The 16,901-nt window shown below is 70.0% G+C and carries 17 protein-coding genes and 1 pseudogene; 11 read left to right on the top strand and 7 right to left on the bottom strand.

Annotation, left to right across the window (positions count from 1 at the left end):
- Nucleotides 1-227: 227 nt before the first annotated feature.
- The 8 genes from Rai3103_RS17585 (at nucleotide 228) to Rai3103_RS05405 (ending at nucleotide 6,111) form a co-directional block, all read left to right on the top strand.
- Nucleotides 228-782, top strand: a complete 555-nt coding sequence (locus Rai3103_RS17585; protein WP_228489202.1) for a hypothetical protein — start codon at nucleotides 228-230, stop codon at nucleotides 780-782.
- The gene (locus tag Rai3103_RS17580) at nucleotides 755-1,315 is read left to right on the top strand and encodes a uroporphyrinogen decarboxylase family protein (protein WP_228489201.1); all 561 of its coding nucleotides are present in this window, start codon (nucleotides 755-757) and stop codon (nucleotides 1,313-1,315) included. Before Rai3103_RS17585 ends, Rai3103_RS17580 begins: the two co-directional genes overlap by 28 nt.
- A 95-nt stretch (nucleotides 1,316-1,410) precedes the next feature.
- On the top strand, nucleotides 1,411-1,740 hold the full coding sequence (locus Rai3103_RS16915; RefSeq protein WP_194793282.1) for a hypothetical protein: 330 nt from the start codon (nucleotides 1,411-1,413) through the stop codon (nucleotides 1,738-1,740).
- Nucleotides 1,656-2,576, top strand: a complete 921-nt coding sequence (locus Rai3103_RS05420; protein ID WP_194793281.1) for an ABC transporter substrate-binding protein — start codon at nucleotides 1,656-1,658, stop codon at nucleotides 2,574-2,576. The genes Rai3103_RS16915 and Rai3103_RS05420 overlap by 85 nt, the downstream gene beginning before the upstream one ends.
- 17 nt (nucleotides 2,577-2,593) lie before the next feature.
- Nucleotides 2,594-3,814: an ABC transporter permease subunit gene (locus tag Rai3103_RS05415; RefSeq protein ID WP_228489200.1), complete on the top strand. Its 1,221-nt coding sequence runs from the start codon at nucleotides 2,594-2,596 to the stop codon at nucleotides 3,812-3,814.
- Nucleotides 3,815-3,878: 64 nt separating this feature from the next.
- Nucleotides 3,879-4,394 (top strand): branched-chain amino acid ABC transporter permease, encoded by a 516-nt coding sequence (locus tag Rai3103_RS17575; RefSeq protein ID WP_228489199.1) that lies wholly within the window; start codon nucleotides 3,879-3,881, stop codon nucleotides 4,392-4,394.
- On the top strand, nucleotides 4,391-5,323 hold the full coding sequence (locus Rai3103_RS05410; protein ID WP_153571720.1) for an ABC transporter ATP-binding protein: 933 nt from the start codon (nucleotides 4,391-4,393) through the stop codon (nucleotides 5,321-5,323). Before Rai3103_RS17575 ends, Rai3103_RS05410 begins: the two co-directional genes overlap by 4 nt.
- Nucleotides 5,320-6,111, top strand: a complete 792-nt coding sequence (locus Rai3103_RS05405) for an ABC transporter ATP-binding protein (protein WP_153571719.1) — start codon at nucleotides 5,320-5,322, stop codon at nucleotides 6,109-6,111. The genes Rai3103_RS05410 and Rai3103_RS05405 overlap by 4 nt, the downstream gene beginning before the upstream one ends.
- 131 nt (nucleotides 6,112-6,242) lie before the next feature.
- Here the strand turns inward: Rai3103_RS05405 and Rai3103_RS05400 are convergent, their stop codons facing one another.
- The 5 genes and pseudogenes from Rai3103_RS05400 to Rai3103_RS18690 all read right to left on the bottom strand — a co-directional run.
- Nucleotides 6,243-7,868 (bottom strand): DHA2 family efflux MFS transporter permease subunit, encoded by a 1,626-nt coding sequence (locus Rai3103_RS05400; RefSeq protein ID WP_153571718.1) that lies wholly within the window; start codon nucleotides 7,866-7,868, stop codon nucleotides 6,243-6,245.
- Nucleotides 7,865-8,527, bottom strand: a complete 663-nt coding sequence (locus tag Rai3103_RS05395; protein ID WP_153571717.1) for a PadR family transcriptional regulator — start codon at nucleotides 8,525-8,527, stop codon at nucleotides 7,865-7,867. The genes Rai3103_RS05400 and Rai3103_RS05395 overlap by 4 nt, the downstream gene beginning before the upstream one ends.
- Before the next feature lie 172 nt (nucleotides 8,528-8,699).
- Nucleotides 8,700-10,547 (bottom strand): cation:proton antiporter domain-containing protein, encoded by a 1,848-nt coding sequence (locus tag Rai3103_RS05390; RefSeq protein WP_153571716.1) that lies wholly within the window; start codon nucleotides 10,545-10,547, stop codon nucleotides 8,700-8,702.
- 10 nt (nucleotides 10,548-10,557) lie between these two features.
- Nucleotides 10,558-10,869 (bottom strand): VOC family protein, encoded by a 312-nt coding sequence (locus tag Rai3103_RS18695; RefSeq protein ID WP_194793346.1) that lies wholly within the window; start codon nucleotides 10,867-10,869, stop codon nucleotides 10,558-10,560.
- A gap of 110 nt (nucleotides 10,870-10,979) precedes the next feature.
- Nucleotides 10,980-11,228: pseudogene (locus Rai3103_RS18690) on the bottom strand (4a-hydroxytetrahydrobiopterin dehydratase); the annotation flags it as partial.
- A 149-nt stretch (nucleotides 11,229-11,377) separates the two neighbouring features.
- Between Rai3103_RS18690 and Rai3103_RS05380 the strand changes: the two are divergent.
- Nucleotides 11,378-11,890, top strand: coding sequence for an NUDIX domain-containing protein (locus Rai3103_RS05380; protein WP_153571714.1), 513 nt, complete (start codon nucleotides 11,378-11,380; stop codon nucleotides 11,888-11,890).
- Here Rai3103_RS05380 and Rai3103_RS05375 read toward each other — a convergent pair whose 3' ends face one another.
- On the bottom strand, nucleotides 11,891-13,225 hold the full coding sequence (locus Rai3103_RS05375; RefSeq protein ID WP_153571713.1) for an FUSC family protein: 1,335 nt from the start codon (nucleotides 13,223-13,225) through the stop codon (nucleotides 11,891-11,893).
- Nucleotides 13,226-13,278: 53 nt separating this feature from the next.
- Entirely contained in the window at nucleotides 13,279-14,199 is a 921-nt protein-coding gene (locus tag Rai3103_RS05370) for a LysR family transcriptional regulator (RefSeq protein ID WP_153571712.1), read from the bottom strand.
- Nucleotides 14,200-14,324: 125 nt separating this feature from the next.
- On the opposite strand from Rai3103_RS05370, the gene Rai3103_RS05365 reads away from it, so the two are divergent.
- Together Rai3103_RS05365 and dctA are read left to right on the top strand one after the other, a co-directional pair.
- Nucleotides 14,325-15,455 (top strand): PrpF domain-containing protein, encoded by a 1,131-nt coding sequence (locus Rai3103_RS05365; protein ID WP_153571711.1) that lies wholly within the window; start codon nucleotides 14,325-14,327, stop codon nucleotides 15,453-15,455.
- Between the two features lie 53 nt (nucleotides 15,456-15,508).
- Nucleotides 15,509-16,819, top strand: coding sequence for a C4-dicarboxylate transporter DctA (dctA, locus tag Rai3103_RS05360; RefSeq protein ID WP_153571710.1), 1,311 nt, complete (start codon nucleotides 15,509-15,511; stop codon nucleotides 16,817-16,819).
- The last annotated feature ends 82 nt before the right edge of the window (nucleotides 16,820-16,901 follow it).

The raw sequence follows: 16,901 nt of genomic DNA, 5'->3' as shown, positions 1-16,901 counted from the left end.
CTCACCCTGGATCGCCCGACGGGCGGTCGCGTCACACCGACGCGGCCGCCCGTCACTGCGTCCGGGGACGGGTTGCGTAGTAAAGCTGAGTTGATTCATGACTTAAGTCGATGTTATGTTTCTGGCAGCGAAACATTCCACGCACAGCTCACCTCCCACCCTGTAGGGATCCCAAGGCTCGTGTCGGGATATAGCGCATCATACCTACAGGTTTAAGGAGTATTCCCATGCCCGCAGCCACCTCCGTCGACGCTGAGACCTCCGGACCAGAACGGGGACCGGCAGTGGCCGACAGGCGATCGGAGTTCGCCGACCTGCTTCGCGGCGGCGACTCGACCCGACGCTTCCTCACGAGCGCCTGGCAGCACTTCGTCGGCGAGGAGTACGACCCGTCCCGCTTCGCCGGCGCGACGGTCGCGTTCAACCGTGCCTGGGACTGGGACTGGGTGAAGATCAATCCCCGGGCGGTCTACTACGCCGAGGCCTGGGGTTCGGTCTATGACCCTGATGACTACGTCGGCGTCATCCCCCGGCTCGTCTCGCCCGCGGTGCGCGGCGTCGCCGACCTCGCCACGATTCGCCCCCTCGATCCGAGGGAGAACCCGGCCCTGGCGGAGCACCTCGCGTCGGCCGCGCTCATCCGCGAAGGACTCCCGGACAGGGCGCTGCTCCAGACCGTCTTCTCCCCACTGTCGGTCCTGCTGCAGCTGGCCGGGCTGCCCCTCTACCCGGGGACGTCGTCCCGGGAGCCGCGGTGGACATCACGGCCGAGGAACTGCTGACCCGCGATCTGGATGCGACACACCGCGCGCTCATCGCCATCGCCCGGACGCTGGGGGACTACGTCCGACACCTGCTCGCACCTGTCGCCGCGGGCGGCCCGGGACTCGACGGCATCTTCTACGCCGTCACCGGGACGGCCAACACGGACCTGCTCGGCCGGGCCCGCTTCGAGGAGTTCTCCCGGCCGTACGACCGGCAGGTGCTCGAGGCGGTCGGCGACGGTCTGGTGGTCCTGCACACCTGCGGCGCCGAGTCGCACCCCGAGTGGTTCGCCGACGAGCGGATCGACGCGCTGCACTGGGACCAGTTCCAGCCCGGCAACCCCCAGCTCGACGCACCCTTCGGCACGACCGTCGTGGGCGGGGTCAACAAGGACCTGTTCGCCGTCGACGCCGACCGTACGCAGGTCGCGGCCCAGCTCGAGGCCACGCTGGAAGCGGCGCCCGACCGGCCGTTCCTCCTCGCGCCGAGCTGCACCGTTCCGACCCCGGCCGACGGGGACTCCCTGAGGCTGCTGCGCGAAGCCCGCTGACGCCGCCCACTCTGCTCACACTCCCTTCTCCCACCCCCTGCTCGCACTCTCTGCTCCCCACCGCACCACGATTCCCACCCGAAGGAGACCGCACCATGCCGTTCCTCACCCCCAGCCGGCGCAGATTAACCGCTCTCGTCCTCGCCGCGGCCACCACGGTGGGAGCCGCCGCGTGCTCCTCATCGGCCTCCGCCGGCAGCGGTGCCACCACACGTCCGATCTACTTCGGCGTGTCGTCGGCGACAACCGGTCAGTACGCGCAGTACGGCCAACAGTTCACAGAGGGCTTCGACCTGGCGGTCGAGCAGGTGAACGCCAACGGGGGATCAACGGCCGCCCGGTGGCCCTCAAGTACGAGGACTCCCAATCCGACCCCAAGCAGTCTGTCACCGTGGCGCAGAAGTTCGTCGCCGACAAGGACGTGATCCTCGCCTTCGGCGACTACTCGTCCGCCGCCTCCATCCCCGCCTCGCCGATCTACACCTCGGGAAGGCTTCTCCAGTACGGGTTCAACAACTCGAACCCGGCCTTCACCCAGAAGGGCACCGAGTACCAGTGGTCGACCGCGATCACCACGAGCGCCAACTACCAGTGGACCGCTGACTACATCAAGAGCCAGGGCGTGAGCTCCGTCGCCGTCACCTACCTCAACACCGCCGACTGGGGCATCCCCGCCTACCAGGCCTTCAAGGCGGAGGCGGAGAAGGTCGGCCTGACGATCACCGACGCGGAGGGCGTGTTGGACAGCTCGGACGACTACCGGCCGTCCCTGACCAAGGCCGTGGCGGGCAAGCCCCAGGCCTTCGTCCACATCGGCTACGGCCCGGACGCAGCCAAGCTCGTCACCCAGCTGCGTGCCATCGGCTACCAAGGCGCCTTCTATGGAGGCCAGGACGAGAAGTCGTTCGACGCCACCCCGGACGCCGCGGGGTCGATCATCGGCGCCCAGTTCCTGGAGACCAGCTCCGACCCGAGGGTGAAGGCCTTCGTCGACGCCTTCAGGAAGAAGTACCCGACGGAGCAGCACGTCACCAGTTTCGAGGCGCACGCCTATGACGCGCTGAACGTAGCCGTCGCGGCCGCCAAGCAGGGTGGCACCACCCGCGAGGGCGTCCTGCAGGGCTTCAAGGAGGTCAAGGACGTCCCGAGCGTCATCTATGGCGCGGTCACCTTCGATCAGGCCACCCGTCGCGTGCAGTCCCCCAAACTCACCCCGACCATCCTCAAGGGTGGCACCTGGGTCGAGTACAAGACGGCCTGAAAGTCTGTCCGCACATCATGGTCGACACCCTGATCGCCGGCCTGCTCCGGGGGAACGTGTACGCCCTCGGAGCGGTCGGTATCTCCCTCGTCTTCGGCGTCATGAACGTCATCAACTTCGCCCAGTTCTCCTTCTTCGGACTGGGTGCCATGCTCGCCTGGCTCTTCGTGGCAGAGCAGGGCCTGCCCTTCTGGGTTGCGCTACCCCTCGTGGTCGCCATCTGCGGCGCGCTCGGGCTGGTGGTCAACATCACGGTCGTACGGCCGTTGGCCAGGTTCCTGCCCCTCGCGGCGATGCTGTCCACGTACGCCGTGGCGCAGATCCTGGACAACGCGTCCCAGATCGCCTTCACTGCCGAGTTCCGGGTCTTCCCGCAGGTGCTGCCGACCTCCAACCTCCACATCGGGAACATGCGCTTCGGCACCTCCGACCTGGTCATGCTCGGCATCACCACCGTCGTCATGCTCGCCATGGGCGCCTTCCTCCGGTACGGGAAGGTCGGCCAGGCGATCCGGGCCACCGCCCAGGACCAGGAGGCCGCGCTCCAGATGGGCATCCCGGTCAGTCTCGTCCAGCACGTGGCGTTCGTGATCGCCTCCGCCCTGGGCGGACTGGCCGGCGTCTTCATCGCTCTGTACGTCGGCGTGGCCAACCCGACCTCGGGGCTCAACACCGGGATGACCGCCTTCGTCGCCGCCACCCTTGGCGGTCTGGGCTCCCTTGCCGGCGCCGTCGTCGGCGGCCTCGCCCTTGGTGTCCTGGAGGCCTTCGGTATCCACTTCTTCGGTGACACGGCCCGCGAGATCATCACGTTCGCGATCCTCATCCTTGTCCTGATCATCCGGCCGGGTGGACTGCTAGGCAAGGTGCCGCTGATCTCCACCGAGCCGCTCACCGGCACCTTCCTCGGCAAGGGCCGCCCGCTGGTGATCCCGCGCTGGGTCTGGCCGGTGGCGCTCGCCGTCGGCGGGATCCTCGTCCCGTTGGTGGCCGGGGACTATGTCCTCACCACGGGCACCCAGGTGCTCATCTACTCCGTCATCGCCGCCGGATTCACCCTCACCGCGGGGCAGGCGGGCGTCATGGCACTCGGGCAGGCCGGGCCGATCGCCATCGGCGCCTACACCTCGGCGCTGCTGACGCTGCACGCCCCGGTCCCGTTCTGGGTCGCCGTCCCGCTCGCCGGGTTGGTCGCGGCGATCGTCTCCTCGGTCGTGGCGTCGCCGATCTGGGGGTGAAGGGCCACTATGTCTCGATCGCCACCCTCGGCGTCGGAACGGTCATCGTGGCGGTCATCGGCTGATGCAGCCCCAGGGCATCTACGGCATCCCGATGCCGCGGTGGGGCGACACGGTGCTGGCGACGCCGCGCGCCTACTACCTGATCGACTTCGCGGTGCTCGTCCTCACCCTGCTCGTGATGTGGCGGATCCGCCGTTCGCATCTCGGCAAGGTGATCGCCTCGGTGGGCTCCGACGAGGTGGCGGCGCTCGCCTCCGGCGTGCGCGTACGGGACTACAAGGCCCTCGCTTTCGCCGTGTCGGCGTTCTTCGCCGGTGTCGGAGGGTCACTGCTCGCCCATCAGTACACCTACATCGACCCGACGATCTTCACGATGCTGATGTCCCTGCTCGTGGTCACGATCGTCATCATGGGCGGCGTCGGCCTGCCGTACGGCGCGGTCGTCGGGGGCATCGTCCTGATCGGCGCCATGGAGCTGCTGCGGTTCACCCCGGAGCTCCGGATCATCGTCTACGGCCTGGTTCTGATCCTCGTGGTGAGGTTCCGTCCGGGCGGAATCCTGGTGAGGAACTCATGAGCAACGCACTACTCGACCCGACACTCCTCGACGGCCTACGGCCACGGGGGACGGGTGCGGATGGCGGACGGGTGCCGCGGGCACTGCTCGAGGTGGACCGTCTCGAGCGCCAGTTCGACGGGCTGAAGGCCGTGGACGGGATCTCGTTCACGGTGGCCCCCCGGGAGGTCGTCTCGATCATCGGGCCGAACGGCTCGGGCAAGACCACCACCCTCAACCTCGTGACCGGCACCATCCCGCCGCACGGCGGCCGGATCACCCTCGACGGGGTCCGCATCGACACCGCCGACGCCGCACGGATCGCCGAGTTCGGCGTCGCCCGGACGTTCCAGAACGGCAGAGCCTTCGCGACGCTGTCGGTGGCGGACAACGTGGAGGTGGGCATGCACTCGACACTCCGGGCCAGCAGACCCTTCCGGTCCTTGGCGCACCTGTTCCTGCTGCGGTGGGTCGCTCTGCTCGGCGAGCTGTTCATCGCCATCATCGGGACCCCGGCGTCCCGCCGGGAGCGCGCGCTGATCGATGCCACGGTCGCAGCCGAGATTCGTCGCTTCGAGGATCGGCTCGGCCCGCGCCGCGACGACCCGGCGTATTCGCTCAGCTACGCCAACCGGCGACGGACGGAGATCGCCCGGGCGCTGGCCGTGAGGCCGAAGCTGCTCGTCCTCGACGAGCCGACCGCGGGGATGAACCCGTCCGAGACAGCCGAGGTGCTCGAGCAACTGCTCGACCTCAAGGCGGAGGGACAAGCGATCCTCCTGGTGGAGCACAAGCTCGACCTGGTGATGAGCGTCTCGGACCGGGTCATCGTGATGGACGGCGGTCGGATCATCGCTCAGGGGCGCCCGGAGGTGGTGCGCCACGACCCAGTGGTGGTCGAGGCCTACCTCGGTCGCCGCCGTGGCCTCGGAGGATCGGATCTGCTGTGAACGACCTGCTCGCACTCCACGACATCCACGTGTACTACGGACCGTTCCACGCCCTGCGCGGCAACACGCTGAGCGTCGGGCGAGGAGAGATCGTCTCCCTGCTCGGCGGCAACGCCAGCGGCAAGTCGACCACGATGAAGACGGTCCTCGGCCTCGTCCGGCCGAAGTCCGGAACCGTCCACTTCGACGGCGAGGAGATCACCCACGCCTCCACGAGCCAACGCGTCCGGGCCGGCATCGCCTCCGTGCCCGAGGCACGGCGCGTGTTTCCGCAGATGACCGTCGACGAGAACCTGATCGCGGGTGCCTACACTCGCCGCGACAAGACCGGCATCGCTGAGGACCTCGAGCGGATGCGGGACCATTTCCCGCGCCTCGGCGAGCGACGCCGCCAGCAGGCCGGCACCTTGTCGGGCGGGGAGCAGCAGATGCTCGCCTTCGCCCGCGCCCTGATGAGCCGCCCGAAGCTCGTGTGCATGGACGAGCCGACGATGGGACTCGCCCCGAGACTCGTCGACCAGGTGCTGGACGAGATCGTACGGATCAACCGGGAGCTCGCAGTGGCGGTGCTGTTCGTCGAGCAGCAGGCGGAACTGGCGCTCTCCATCGCCTCCAGGGGTTACGTGCTGGCCACCGGGGAGATCGTGCTGGAGGGCGGCGCGTCGGAGCTCCTCGACAACCCCCGGGTGCAGGAGGCGTACCTCGGCCGGGTCGTCCGCGGCGATGCGGCGCCACCAGGGCCCTCCACCACACGACGGCGCAGTACGGTGTCTGCGGAGCAGCCATAGGGCAAACCTATGGTGAAGAAGTGGGTCCCAACCCCTCCCGCAGGGCGTCCGGCGTGCGCCTGTCCGACCGGCGCGTCCCGGCGCGAGCCACCAGGCCCCGACCGTACGAAGGCCTCAGGCGCCGCGGCGGTTCATGTGCTCAGCGGGGGCTTGGCGAAGAACAGCGCCGCCACCAGACCCAGCAGGATCGCGGCGGCGCCGAGCAGCAGGGACTGTCCCATGGCCGTGGCGAAGGCGTCGTGCAGGAATGCCGGCAGAGCCCCGGAGAAGCCTTCGGTCGACGTACCGGCGGGGATGTGGGCGCGCTGGGCCGGCGGCAGGGCGTCGACGGCCTTGGTCATCTGGACCTGCAGGCGGCTCGACATCACCGCGGCGATCGACGCCGACCCCAGGACGCTGCCCATCTGCCGCGTCGTGTTGTAGATGCCCGAGCCCGCGCCGGCGAGCCGGGGCGGCAGGTTGCGGGTCGCCGTCATCGACAGCGGGCCCCAGATCAGGCTGTTCGCCAGGCCGAGCAGGGCGAGCGGGAGCAGGAACATCCAGATCGGGGTGTCGGCCTTGGTGATCGACCAGGCCCACACCTGCGACGCGGAGAAGAGCAGGAAGCCGAGCACGGCCAGCCACTTCGGATTGACCTGCGTCTGCAACTTGCCGGTGAGCGGCGCCAGACCGCCGGACAGCAGCGCCATCGGGATCATCGTCAGGGCTGCCTGGGTCGGAGTCAGGCCCTTGACCTCCTGGTAGAAGAGCATCAGCGGGAACGAGGTGCCGACGACGCAGAAGCCCATCACCGTGATCGCGGCGTTGGCGGCGGAGAAGTTCCGGTCCCGGAACAGGCCCAGCGGGACCAGTGGCTCGCGCTTGTTGAGCGCCTGCCAGGCGACGAAAGCGACCAGTACGAGGGTCCCGATGATGATCAGCCCCGGGACGGAGACCGGGACGTGCGTGTGCAGGCCGCCGATGGTGAGGTCGTCGGTGATGCCGGCCCAGTGGTAGGTGTTGCCCTCCTGGATGCCGAAGACCAGCAGGAAGGTGCCGATCGCGCTGAGGGCCACACCGAGCCAGTCGAAGGAGTGCGAGTGCACCGGCAGGGCCGGCACCAGACGCACCGCGGCGAGGAAGCCGAGGACACCCACGGGCACGTTGATGAAGAAGATCCACTCCCAACCGAAGCCGTCGGTCAGCAGACCACCGAGCAACGGGCCGACCAGCATCGCGACGCCGGCGGTGGCACCCCACAGCGACATCGCCTGGGCCCGCTCCTTCGGCGGGAACAGCCGGGTGATCACCGCCATCGTCTGCGGGGTCATCAGCGCGGCGCCCAGGCCCTGCACCACGCGCCAGGTGATCAGCGCGGCGGCAGTGCCGGACAGGCCGCAGGCCAGCGAGGAGAGGGTGAACACGGCCAGGCCGATGAGGTAGAGGTTCTTCGGGCCGTAGCGGTCGCCGAGCCGGCCGGTGATCAGCAGCGGGACGGCGTACGCCAGCAGGTAGGCGCTGGTGACCCAGATGGCCGCGGTGAGGGTGGTGTTGAGTCCGGTGATGATGTGCGGCATCGCCACCGAGACGATCGTGGTGTCGATCAGGATCATGAAGAATCCGACGACCAGGGCGACCAGCGCGCGCCAGGCGTCGCGGGTGGAGATGCCGTGGTCCTCGACCGGATGCCCGGCCTGAGTGCCAGCGGAGCTGGGGGCTGGTTCGGGGGCTGACTCGACGGGGCCGGCGTCGACCCGGTCGTCGCGGGTGCTGCTCATGGCTTCTCCTCGAGTTCGTGGGGTCCGTACAGGGATGGGTCGTAGTAGGGGGAGCTGCTCAGCGGCCGGTCGGGGAGGTCGCCCGGGCCGCGGTCGGGAGCGGGGGAGTCCCAGCTCAGGCTGCCGTCGCCGATCCTGCCGGCCAGCGTGCGCAACCAGCGGGTCTCGGCCACCAGGACGGTGGCCTGGTAGTCGAGATCGAGGACGAAACGCTCCGGGAGACCCCGGGCGCCGACGTACGCCAGAGCCTTGGTGAGGAGGGCGTGCTCGGCCTCGAGGCGCTCGGCGCGGACGGTGAGCAGGGCGACGGCCTCCTCGGCGGGCAGTTCGTGCAGTTCGGCGATGGCGCAGGGGAAGCGCGGGTATTCGTAGACCGGCCGGGACACCCATTCGTCGACCGTCGCGCGGAGGGCGGATCGGCCCGCCTCGGTGATCCGATAGGTCGTACGTTCCGGGCGGTTGCCGCACCGGTCCGTGCCGCAGGAGGTGAGCAGCCCCTCGTCGGCCAGGCGGCCGATGGCGTGGTACAGCGTGCCGGGCCGGACTTTGACGACCCGGTCCTCGCGGCGCTGGAGCATGAGTTGGTAGACCTCGTACGGGTGCGACGGGCCCTCGTGCAGGATCGCCAGGGCGGAGAGCTGCAGCGGTGTGAGCGCCATCTGGTCCCCTCCCCCTGCTGGCGTCGTCCGGGCCGTGGATGTGGTGCAGGTCACGGCTCGATGTTCCGCGCCAACTATTCCACGTGGAGTAAGTGGGGGCAAGGCGGGCCTTACCGCGGGCCTGGTTCGTGCCTCAGCGTGGGACGCGCACATCCGTCACGTGGAGATCACCTCACTCGGAGATCACCTCGTCGAGGTAGCACCAGCGCCAGGCCTCACCGGGTTCGAAGGACCGCATCACGGGATGCCCGGTCCGGTCGAAGTGCTTGCGCGCATGGTTGCCCGGCGACGAGTCGCAGCAGCCGATGTTGCCGCAGGTCAGGCACATCCGCAGGTGGACCCAGACCAGGCCCTCCCGCTCACAGTCCGGGCAGCCCGTGTACGAGCCGGGTTTGGCGCAGTCGGCCGCCTCCTGCAGGTGCTGGCACGGCTCGGCCAGGCTGTGCACCGACAGGCCGCCCCGGATCGCCTCGCTGCGGTCGACGAGGCGTTGGGTCATCACGTCCTCCAGGTCGAGGGCGTTCAGCACCTGGGAGATGACCGTCTGGTCCGCGCGGCCCTCGTCGCGGATGTCGAGGATGACCTCCCGCTCGCGTTCCAGCGCCACCCGACGCAGCCGGCGATGCGCTGCCTCGGGGGTTTCGCGTTCGGAGCCGGGCCGTCCGAGGCGCTCCCACACGGTGTTGAGACGGTGGGTGTTCTCGGCCCTGAGCAGGTCGACCGTCCCCTCGTCCTCCGGGCCCGCAGCCTCGTCGGCGGCGTCGAGGCCTGCCGCCGAGGCGCGTTGCAGGATCATCGCGGACTCGATCGCGTCCTCGCGGGCGTCCGGTCCCCGCAGCTCCAGTCGCCGGGCCAGTGGGGGCAGTGTCAGCCCCTGGATCGACAGCGTCCCCAGCGTGACGACGAGGGCGATCAGCACCAGCACCGGGCGGCCCGGCGTGGAGAGCGGAAGCGTCAGGGCGGCCGCGAGCGTCACCACGCCCCGCATCCCCGCCCAGCCCAGGACGAGTGTCTCGGCCCAGGGACGAGAGCCGCGGCGGACCAGGAGCACCCCGGTGCCCAGCAGCCAGACGAGGCGCAGCACGATGACGGCGCCCAGGGCCGCCAGACAGACCGCGATCACGGTCCCGTGCCTGGTGGCGGAGCCCCAGGCGGAGGCCACGATGTCGCGCGTCTGCAGCCCGATCAGCAGGAACACGGCGTTCTCCAGCAGGAACTGCAGGGTCTGCCAGTTGATCCGCGCCGAGAGCCGCGCTTCCGCCGTCTGCTCGCGCTGCGCCCGGTGGCCGAGCACGATCCCGGCGACCACGACGGCGAGGACGCCGGAGCCGTGCAGGAGCTCGGTGACGGCGTACGCCGTGAACGGCACCAGGAAGGACAGGCCCACTGTCATCGCGGCGTCCCGGAGACGTCGGAAGAAGAGCCCGGCCAGTCGCGCCACCCCGAGGCCGACGGCCACCGCGAGGACGACGGCCCGGCCGAAGTCCAGCAGCACCGCGCCCACCGAGAGGGCCGCCGTGAGCGCCAGGGTGGCCGAGCGCAGGCTCACCAGCGCGGTGGCGTCGTTGACCAGCGACTCGCCTTCGAGAATCGTCACGACGCGCCGGGGGAGCCCGACCCGGCGGGCCACGGCGGTCGCGGCCACCGCATCCGGCGGGGCGACGATCGCGCCGATGGCGAGGGCGGCGGGCCACGGGACCCCGAGCAGCGGCCTGACCACCAGCGCGACCCCCGCCGTGGTGAACAGCACCAGTCCGATGGACAACCAGCCGATCGACGTGAGGTGCGAGCGGAAGTCCGCCAGCGGGGTGTTGACGGCGGCGGCGTAGAGCAGTGGCGGCAGCAGGCCGACCAGGACGAGATCCGGGGACAGGGCCGGCACCCGGAGGAAGGGCAGCACGGATCCCGTGATGCCGACGAGGATCAGCGCGAAGGGCGCCGGGATCCGCAACCGCTCGGCCCACCAGGTCACCACCAGGACGACGAAGGTGAACAGGGTGAGCGTGATGACGACGTCCATGGCGCCCGTCTCACTCCCAGTCGCGGCCCTGCCAGGTGCAGAGGCAGGCGATGTTCCCTTCGGCGTCGGCGAGGACCCAGAACGCCGGCGCATGGGCCTCGCTCACCAGGCGGCCACCCGCGGCCCGGGCGTGCTCGATCCGCCGCTCGGCCTCGTCGTGGGACACCCAGACGTCCACGCGCACCCGGTTGCGACCTGGCAGGGGGCCAGCAATTGTTCGAACCGGATGCGCGGGCCCAGGGCGTCCGGGTCGGGGACGTCCGGCTCCTCCTCGTCGGGCAGTTCGACCTTGGGGAGCGGGCGGCCCAGCACCGCCGCCCAGAACGGCCGGATGGCGTCACTGTCCATGGTGTCGATGGCGATCTCGACCGCGCTCAGCCGCGCGTGGTCGGGCTGGATGCCCCGGTCCGCCAGCAGCCCACTGACCTGGGTGGCGAGGCGGACGTCGCGGTTGGTGAGGGCGCCGACGGCATGGGTGGAGACGCTGAGGTGCACCCGTGACCAGCGGATGTCGATGTCGGGGTGATGGTCGAGCGTACGGGCCACTTCGGCGACGGCCGTGACGAACTCCATCGCCCGGTCGAAGTCGCCGAAGTCGGCGGAAAGGTGCAGTTGGCCGGCGAGGAGCCGCCAGCCGGGTGCCGCGACACTCGCCTCACGGGGGGTCAGGATGGTGCTCATGGGACGTGCCTTCCTCAGCGGGGCTTCCGGTCTCCGGTGGTCGTCCGGCCGATCGCGGGGGACGGCCCACCCGTCCATGGTCACCGTTCCCGGGCCCGCTGTGAACCCCCCGCAGGGTCCGGCGACCCCGACCGGTGCATGCTGGAGCCATGACCGACACACCCGAGGCGGCCGCAGCCGGTCCGGAGGCACCGTTCCCGGGCTACGTGCCACAAGAGATCCCCGTCTCGGCGGGGGCGATCCTGCTCGACGGGGCAGGCCGCCTGTTGGTGCTCAAGCCGACGTACAAGTCGGGCTGGACGATCCCCGGCGGGATCATGGAGGCGAGCGGTGAGACGCCGTGGGAGGCCTGCCGGCGGGAGGTGTTCGAGGAGGTCGGGCTGGTCGTCGACGAGGCGCGCCTGGTCTGCGTCGACACCCGGCCGGGCCGGGACGGGCGCAAGCTCGGCCTGCGGTTCCTCTTCCACTGCGGGGCGCTGTCGGAAGAACGGGTGGCCGATATCGCCATCGACCCGCGGGAGGTGGCGGAGTACCGGTTCGTCCCCGTGGAGGAGGGCCTCGAACTGCTCCGCAAGCCCGTCCGGCGCCGGGTCCGCCGCGCGCTCGTCGCCCGGCGCTGCGTCTACCTGGAGAACGGGCGCCCGGTGACCGGGATCAGCTGATCAGCCCGACCCTTCGTCGTCCGGCGTGTCCTGGTGCGGGGAGTCCTTCGGTCGGCGACGCGAGGGCGGGTGCTCGGGGATGACGGGAAAGGTTGATGTCCCCCACAGATTGGAGGGGGCTTCCTCGGGCATCGCGATGACGTCGTCGGAGCCCGACCCGGGATCGAGCCGTCCGATGTCAGGCAGCGCCGCCCGGGCCTGCGGCAGGGACAGCCCCGTCAGTTGCAGCAGGTCGACCGCGACCGCGCGCAACAGCGAGACCAGCGCCGTGGTCCGCCAGCCGGTGGACGTGTCGATGTCGTCGGGAGAGAGCCGGGCCGCCATCATCAGGGCCGTCTCCCGGGCCCGGATGGGCTTCTCCCAGTGCCCGATCTGGCGCGCCAGGTCGTGCAGGGACGCCGCGGCGTCGGAGGCCAGTTCCGCGACAGCGGGCTGACGGCCCGACTCGCCGACGATCCCGGCGGCCTGGCGCGCCAGGACGAAGAGGGTGCCGTTGAGCCTGTCGCTGAGCCGGAGCAGTCGGTCGAGTTCGGCCAGTTGGTGCCGGTCCGCGCGTCGGGCGGGGTTGAGCCGGGCCATGTCCGCGGCGGAGTGCCGAGCCGTCTGCCCGTCGCCGACCTGGTTGCGGGCCACCGACAGGTCGGCGTACGCCTCGGCGACCTTGCGGACGTCACCGTCCGTCATGCCCTCGGCGATGGAATCCAGCGCCCGCGCCAGTCCGGCCAGGGCCGAGGCGGTGTAGCGACGTGGCCGGCTCGTCAGGCTCTGGGGCAGCACCGCCGCCGCCACCAGGGCCACGGCCACGCCGACGAGAGCATCGACCCAGCGGCCGAACGGGGCGCTGACCGCGCCGGGCGCCCGCGCCGTCGCCGCGACGAGCGACATCGACCCCACCACCATGGTGTTGATCGCGGTCTGGAAGGTCATCAGGTCGGACCGGTCCAGGAACCGCCCCAACAGCGGTGTCGTCAGCAGCACCAGCCCCAGCTGCCACCAGCCGAAGCCGATCGCGGCGACCACCACCTCGCCGAGCAGCACACCGATGGTCGCGCCGATCCCCACCTCGATCACCTTGCGAGGCTCGCGGTTGCGGGTGAAGCCGAGGCAGAGGAACGTCGCGATCGGCGCGAAGATCGGGCTCGGGTCGCCGATCAGGTACCGGCAGATCAGCCAGGACGCGGTGGCGAAGACCGCCGACTGGGTGTTGGGCACGACCGCGCCGCGGACGCGCAGCCATCCGGCGCGGGCGGTGGAGCGTACGTACGCGAGGACCAGACGCGGTGTGCGCCGCAGCGACGACGAGGTGGGCCTCCCGGCCGAAGAGGGGTGGCTCATGGCGTCACTCTAGGGGGTCGAGCAGCCGGGCGTTTCGTCACGCGTCATCCTCGTCAGGGGCGCCGCGCCGGGCTCTGGGTGCGCTCGGCCGTTGACCGGAACACCGCCGTGGCCGCCTGCCCTGCCGGACTCAGCCGGCGTCCGGTGAGCCGGGCGAGGAGGATCCGGCGGGTGGGGGATCCCTCGATCGGGACGACCGCGACGTCGGGACGCAGGGCGCTCAGCGCGAGCTCGGGCGCGAGCGCGATCCCGATGCCGGCCGCGACCATGCCCTGGGTCTCCTGATAGTCGTTCGCGGCGAAGGCGATGCGGGGCTCGAAGCCGGCATCACGGCACACGCGTCGGAGGACGTCGGCGACGGGGTGCTCGTCGCGGACGATCCACTCCTGCTCCTGCAGGGTGCCGATGCGGACGGGTCCGCCGGCGGCGAGGGGGTGCTGGCGGGGGACCAGGAGCACGGTCGGGTCGTTCATGAGCGGCGTCAGGGCCAGCTCCTCGTCCTCGATCTGCTCCCACGGGTAGTCCCACAGCAGCGTCAGCTCGATGTCCCGGCGCTTGAGCCGCTCGATGAGACCTCCTCGTCGGGCACTGACCACGGTCACGGACACCTCCGGGAAGCGCGCGCGAAAGGCGAGGACGACGTCGGGCATGAGCGAGGCGCCGACGGTGGGGAAGGTGCCCATCCGCAGTTGGCCCCTCCCCAGACCGGCGAACTCGGCCATCTCGGCGTGGGCCGCCTCGATCGTGCGGTCCAGGTCGTCGGCGTACCGCAGCAGCGCCGTGCCGGCCTCGGTGAGGACCACCCCTCGGGGATGCCGCTCCAGGAGTGCCACCCCCATCTCGCGCTCGAGCTTGGAGATCTGCTGGGAGACCGCGGACGTCGTGAAGGACAGGGCCGCCGCGGCCGACGTCAGGGAGCCCAGTCGACCCACTTCCCGCAGCAGGTGGAGCCGGTGCAGATCAAGCTCAGCCATGGGGAGACTTTAGCAGAACTGAAGGGTCCTCTACTCATCTGTGATTGTGCTGAAGCCTGGCTGGCCCTGATCGTAGAAGAAGAAGGCGCCGTGAGGCGCATCACGCAAGAGTGAAGGAGACGACCGTGCAACTTCGCGGCCACTGGTACCGAGGCGGTACGAGCAAGTGCTGGCTCTTCGATGCCGAGGACGTGGCCCGGCACGCCCGCACCCCTGAGGAGGTCATCCACCTGCTGGCGGACGCCTTCGGCGCAGCGGATGCCCGGCAGCTCGACGGCGTCGGAGGCGGCACCTCGACGACGTCGAAAGCCGCGATCATCACCCCCACCCCAGGAGCACCCTCGGATCTCGACTACCTGTTCGCTCAGGTCGGGATCGGCGACCCGACGGTGGAACTGGGCTCCAACTGCGGGAACTGTGCCACCGCCATCGCCCTGTACGCCGTCCAGGCCGGCATCGTGGCCCCGCAGGAGGGCGCCACCCAGGTCCGGATGCGCAACGTCAACACCGGGGCCGTGCTCACCGGGACGATCGCGACACCCGGCCGGCGCGTCCCCACCTCCGGGCGGGCGACGGTCCCGGGCAGCAGCGCGCCCGGCGTGCCGGTGAGCCTGACCTTCCACTCGCCCTGGGGCCAGACCACCGGGAGCGTGCTCCCGACCGGCAGCGCGGCCGACGACCTGGTCGTCGGAAGGGCGACGTTCCGCGCGACCATGGTCGATGCGGGCGCCCCCGCGGTCCTCGTCCGGGCCGATGAGGTGGGGATCGACCTGTCCTCGATGACCGCCGGCCTCGCCGGGCACCTGCCCCAACTCATCGCCACCCGAGCCGCCGCTGGCCTGGCGATGGGCCTGAGGAAGCCGGAGGATCCGCCCCAGAACGCCATCCCGAAGATCGGCGTCGTGGCGCCCGCGGCTGACTACACCGCGTCCGACGGCACCCTGATCAGTGCGGGCAGTCACGACCTGCGGGTGCGGATGCTCTCGATGCTGGCGGCCCACCCCGCCATCGGCCTGACCTCCGCGGTCGCGGTCTCCCTCGCGGCCGCCGTGCCCTCGTCGGTCGTCGCCGACGTACTGCTGCCGCCCGCGCGGACGGGACGGTTGTTGCGCCTCGGCACACCCGCTGGGGTCATCACCACCGAAGTCGTCACCGATGAGGCCGGGACCGTCACCGCCGTCACCCTCCATCGGGCAGCGCGTCAGCTCGCCCTCGCCGACATCGACGTCGCCCCTTCCATGGCTCACACCGCCTGACCTACTATCGACCAGCCCTGCCATCATGGATGGCCAACCCAGGAAGTTGTTCAATGAAGATCAAGTCCATCCTCGGGCACCTCTATGTCCAGGTCCTCATCGGGGTCGCGCTCGGCGTCCTCGTGGGCGCCTTCTGGCCCAACCTCGGCGCCTCGCTCCAGCCATTGGGCGACGGGTTCATCAAGCTCGTGAAGTTCCTCATCGCCCCGATCGTCTTCTGCACGATCGTCAGTGGCATCACGTCCCTGACCGACACCAAGAAGATCGGGCCGACGCTGCTGCGCTCGCTCGGGCTCTTCTACGCCCTCACCGTCCTGGCACTCGCCCTCGGTCTCGCCGCAGTCCTGCTCCTCCAGCCGGGAGTGGGGATGCACATCGATCCGGCGCACCTCAACGGCTCCGTGGCCTCGAAGTACACCAGCCAGCTGCCGAGCAACAACCCGGCGGACTTCCTCCTGAACATCATCCCCGCCACGCTCGTCGGAGCCTTCGCCAACGGCGAGGTCCTCCCCGTGCTCCTTGTCGCGGTGCTGTGTGGTTTCGCCTTCACCAAGCTCGGCGCCCACGGCCGGTTCGCCCTCGACGTCGTCAACAGCTTCAACAAGGTCCTGTTCGTCGTCTTCGGCTACATCATGAAGGTCGCTCCGATCGGCGCCTTCGGGGCCATGGCCTTCACCGTCGGCAAGTACGGCGCGCGCTCCATCGGCAACCTCGGGATGCTGATCCTGGCCTTCTACGCCGCCTGCATCCTCTTCGTCGTCATCGGTCTGGGGATCCTCAGCAAGATCACCGGATTCAGCCTCTGGCGACTCCTGCGCTACTTCAAGGACGAGTTCCTGATCGTCCTCGCCACGTCCTCGAGCGAGCCCGTGCTGCCCCGCCTGCTCTCCAAGCTCGAGCGGATCGGATGCCAACGCGGCATCGTCGGGCTCGTCGTCCCCACCGGCTACTCCTTCAACCTCACCGGCACCGCGATCTACCTCACCCTCGCCTCCATGTTCATCGCCCAGGCCTGCGACATCCACCTCGGCTGGGGCCAGATCCTCCTGATGCTCGGCATGATGCTGCTGACCTCCAAGGGGGCAGCCGGGGTCACCGGCAGCGGCTTCGTCGCCCTCGTCGCCACCCTCACGGTCATGCCCACCCTCCCGGTCGCGGGCGTCGCCCTGATCGTCGGGATCGACCGCTTCATGAGCGAGGCACGCGCCCTCACCAGCACCATCTGCAACATCGTCTCCTGCATCGCCGTGGCCCGCTGGGAGAAGGCCCTGGACATGGACGTCCTGCAGGCCGAGCTCAGCGCGGGGTTCGTCGCCACCGAAACCGAGAAGCACGCGCTCGCCGCTGCCATTCCCGTCCACTGACCAACGGCCGGGTCTGTCGACCACCCACGCCAACCCGTACGGATCGCTCCGGAGCCGCAGCTCTGGAGCGATCCTGCGCGTA

Origin of the sequence: Raineyella fluvialis, from assembly GCF_009646095.1 — a bacterium.
Taxonomy (GTDB): Bacteria; Actinomycetota; Actinomycetes; order Propionibacteriales; family Propionibacteriaceae; genus Raineyella; species Raineyella fluvialis.
Note: the sequence above shows the minus strand (reverse complement) of the source record. Positions and strands in the feature narration are given on the sequence as shown.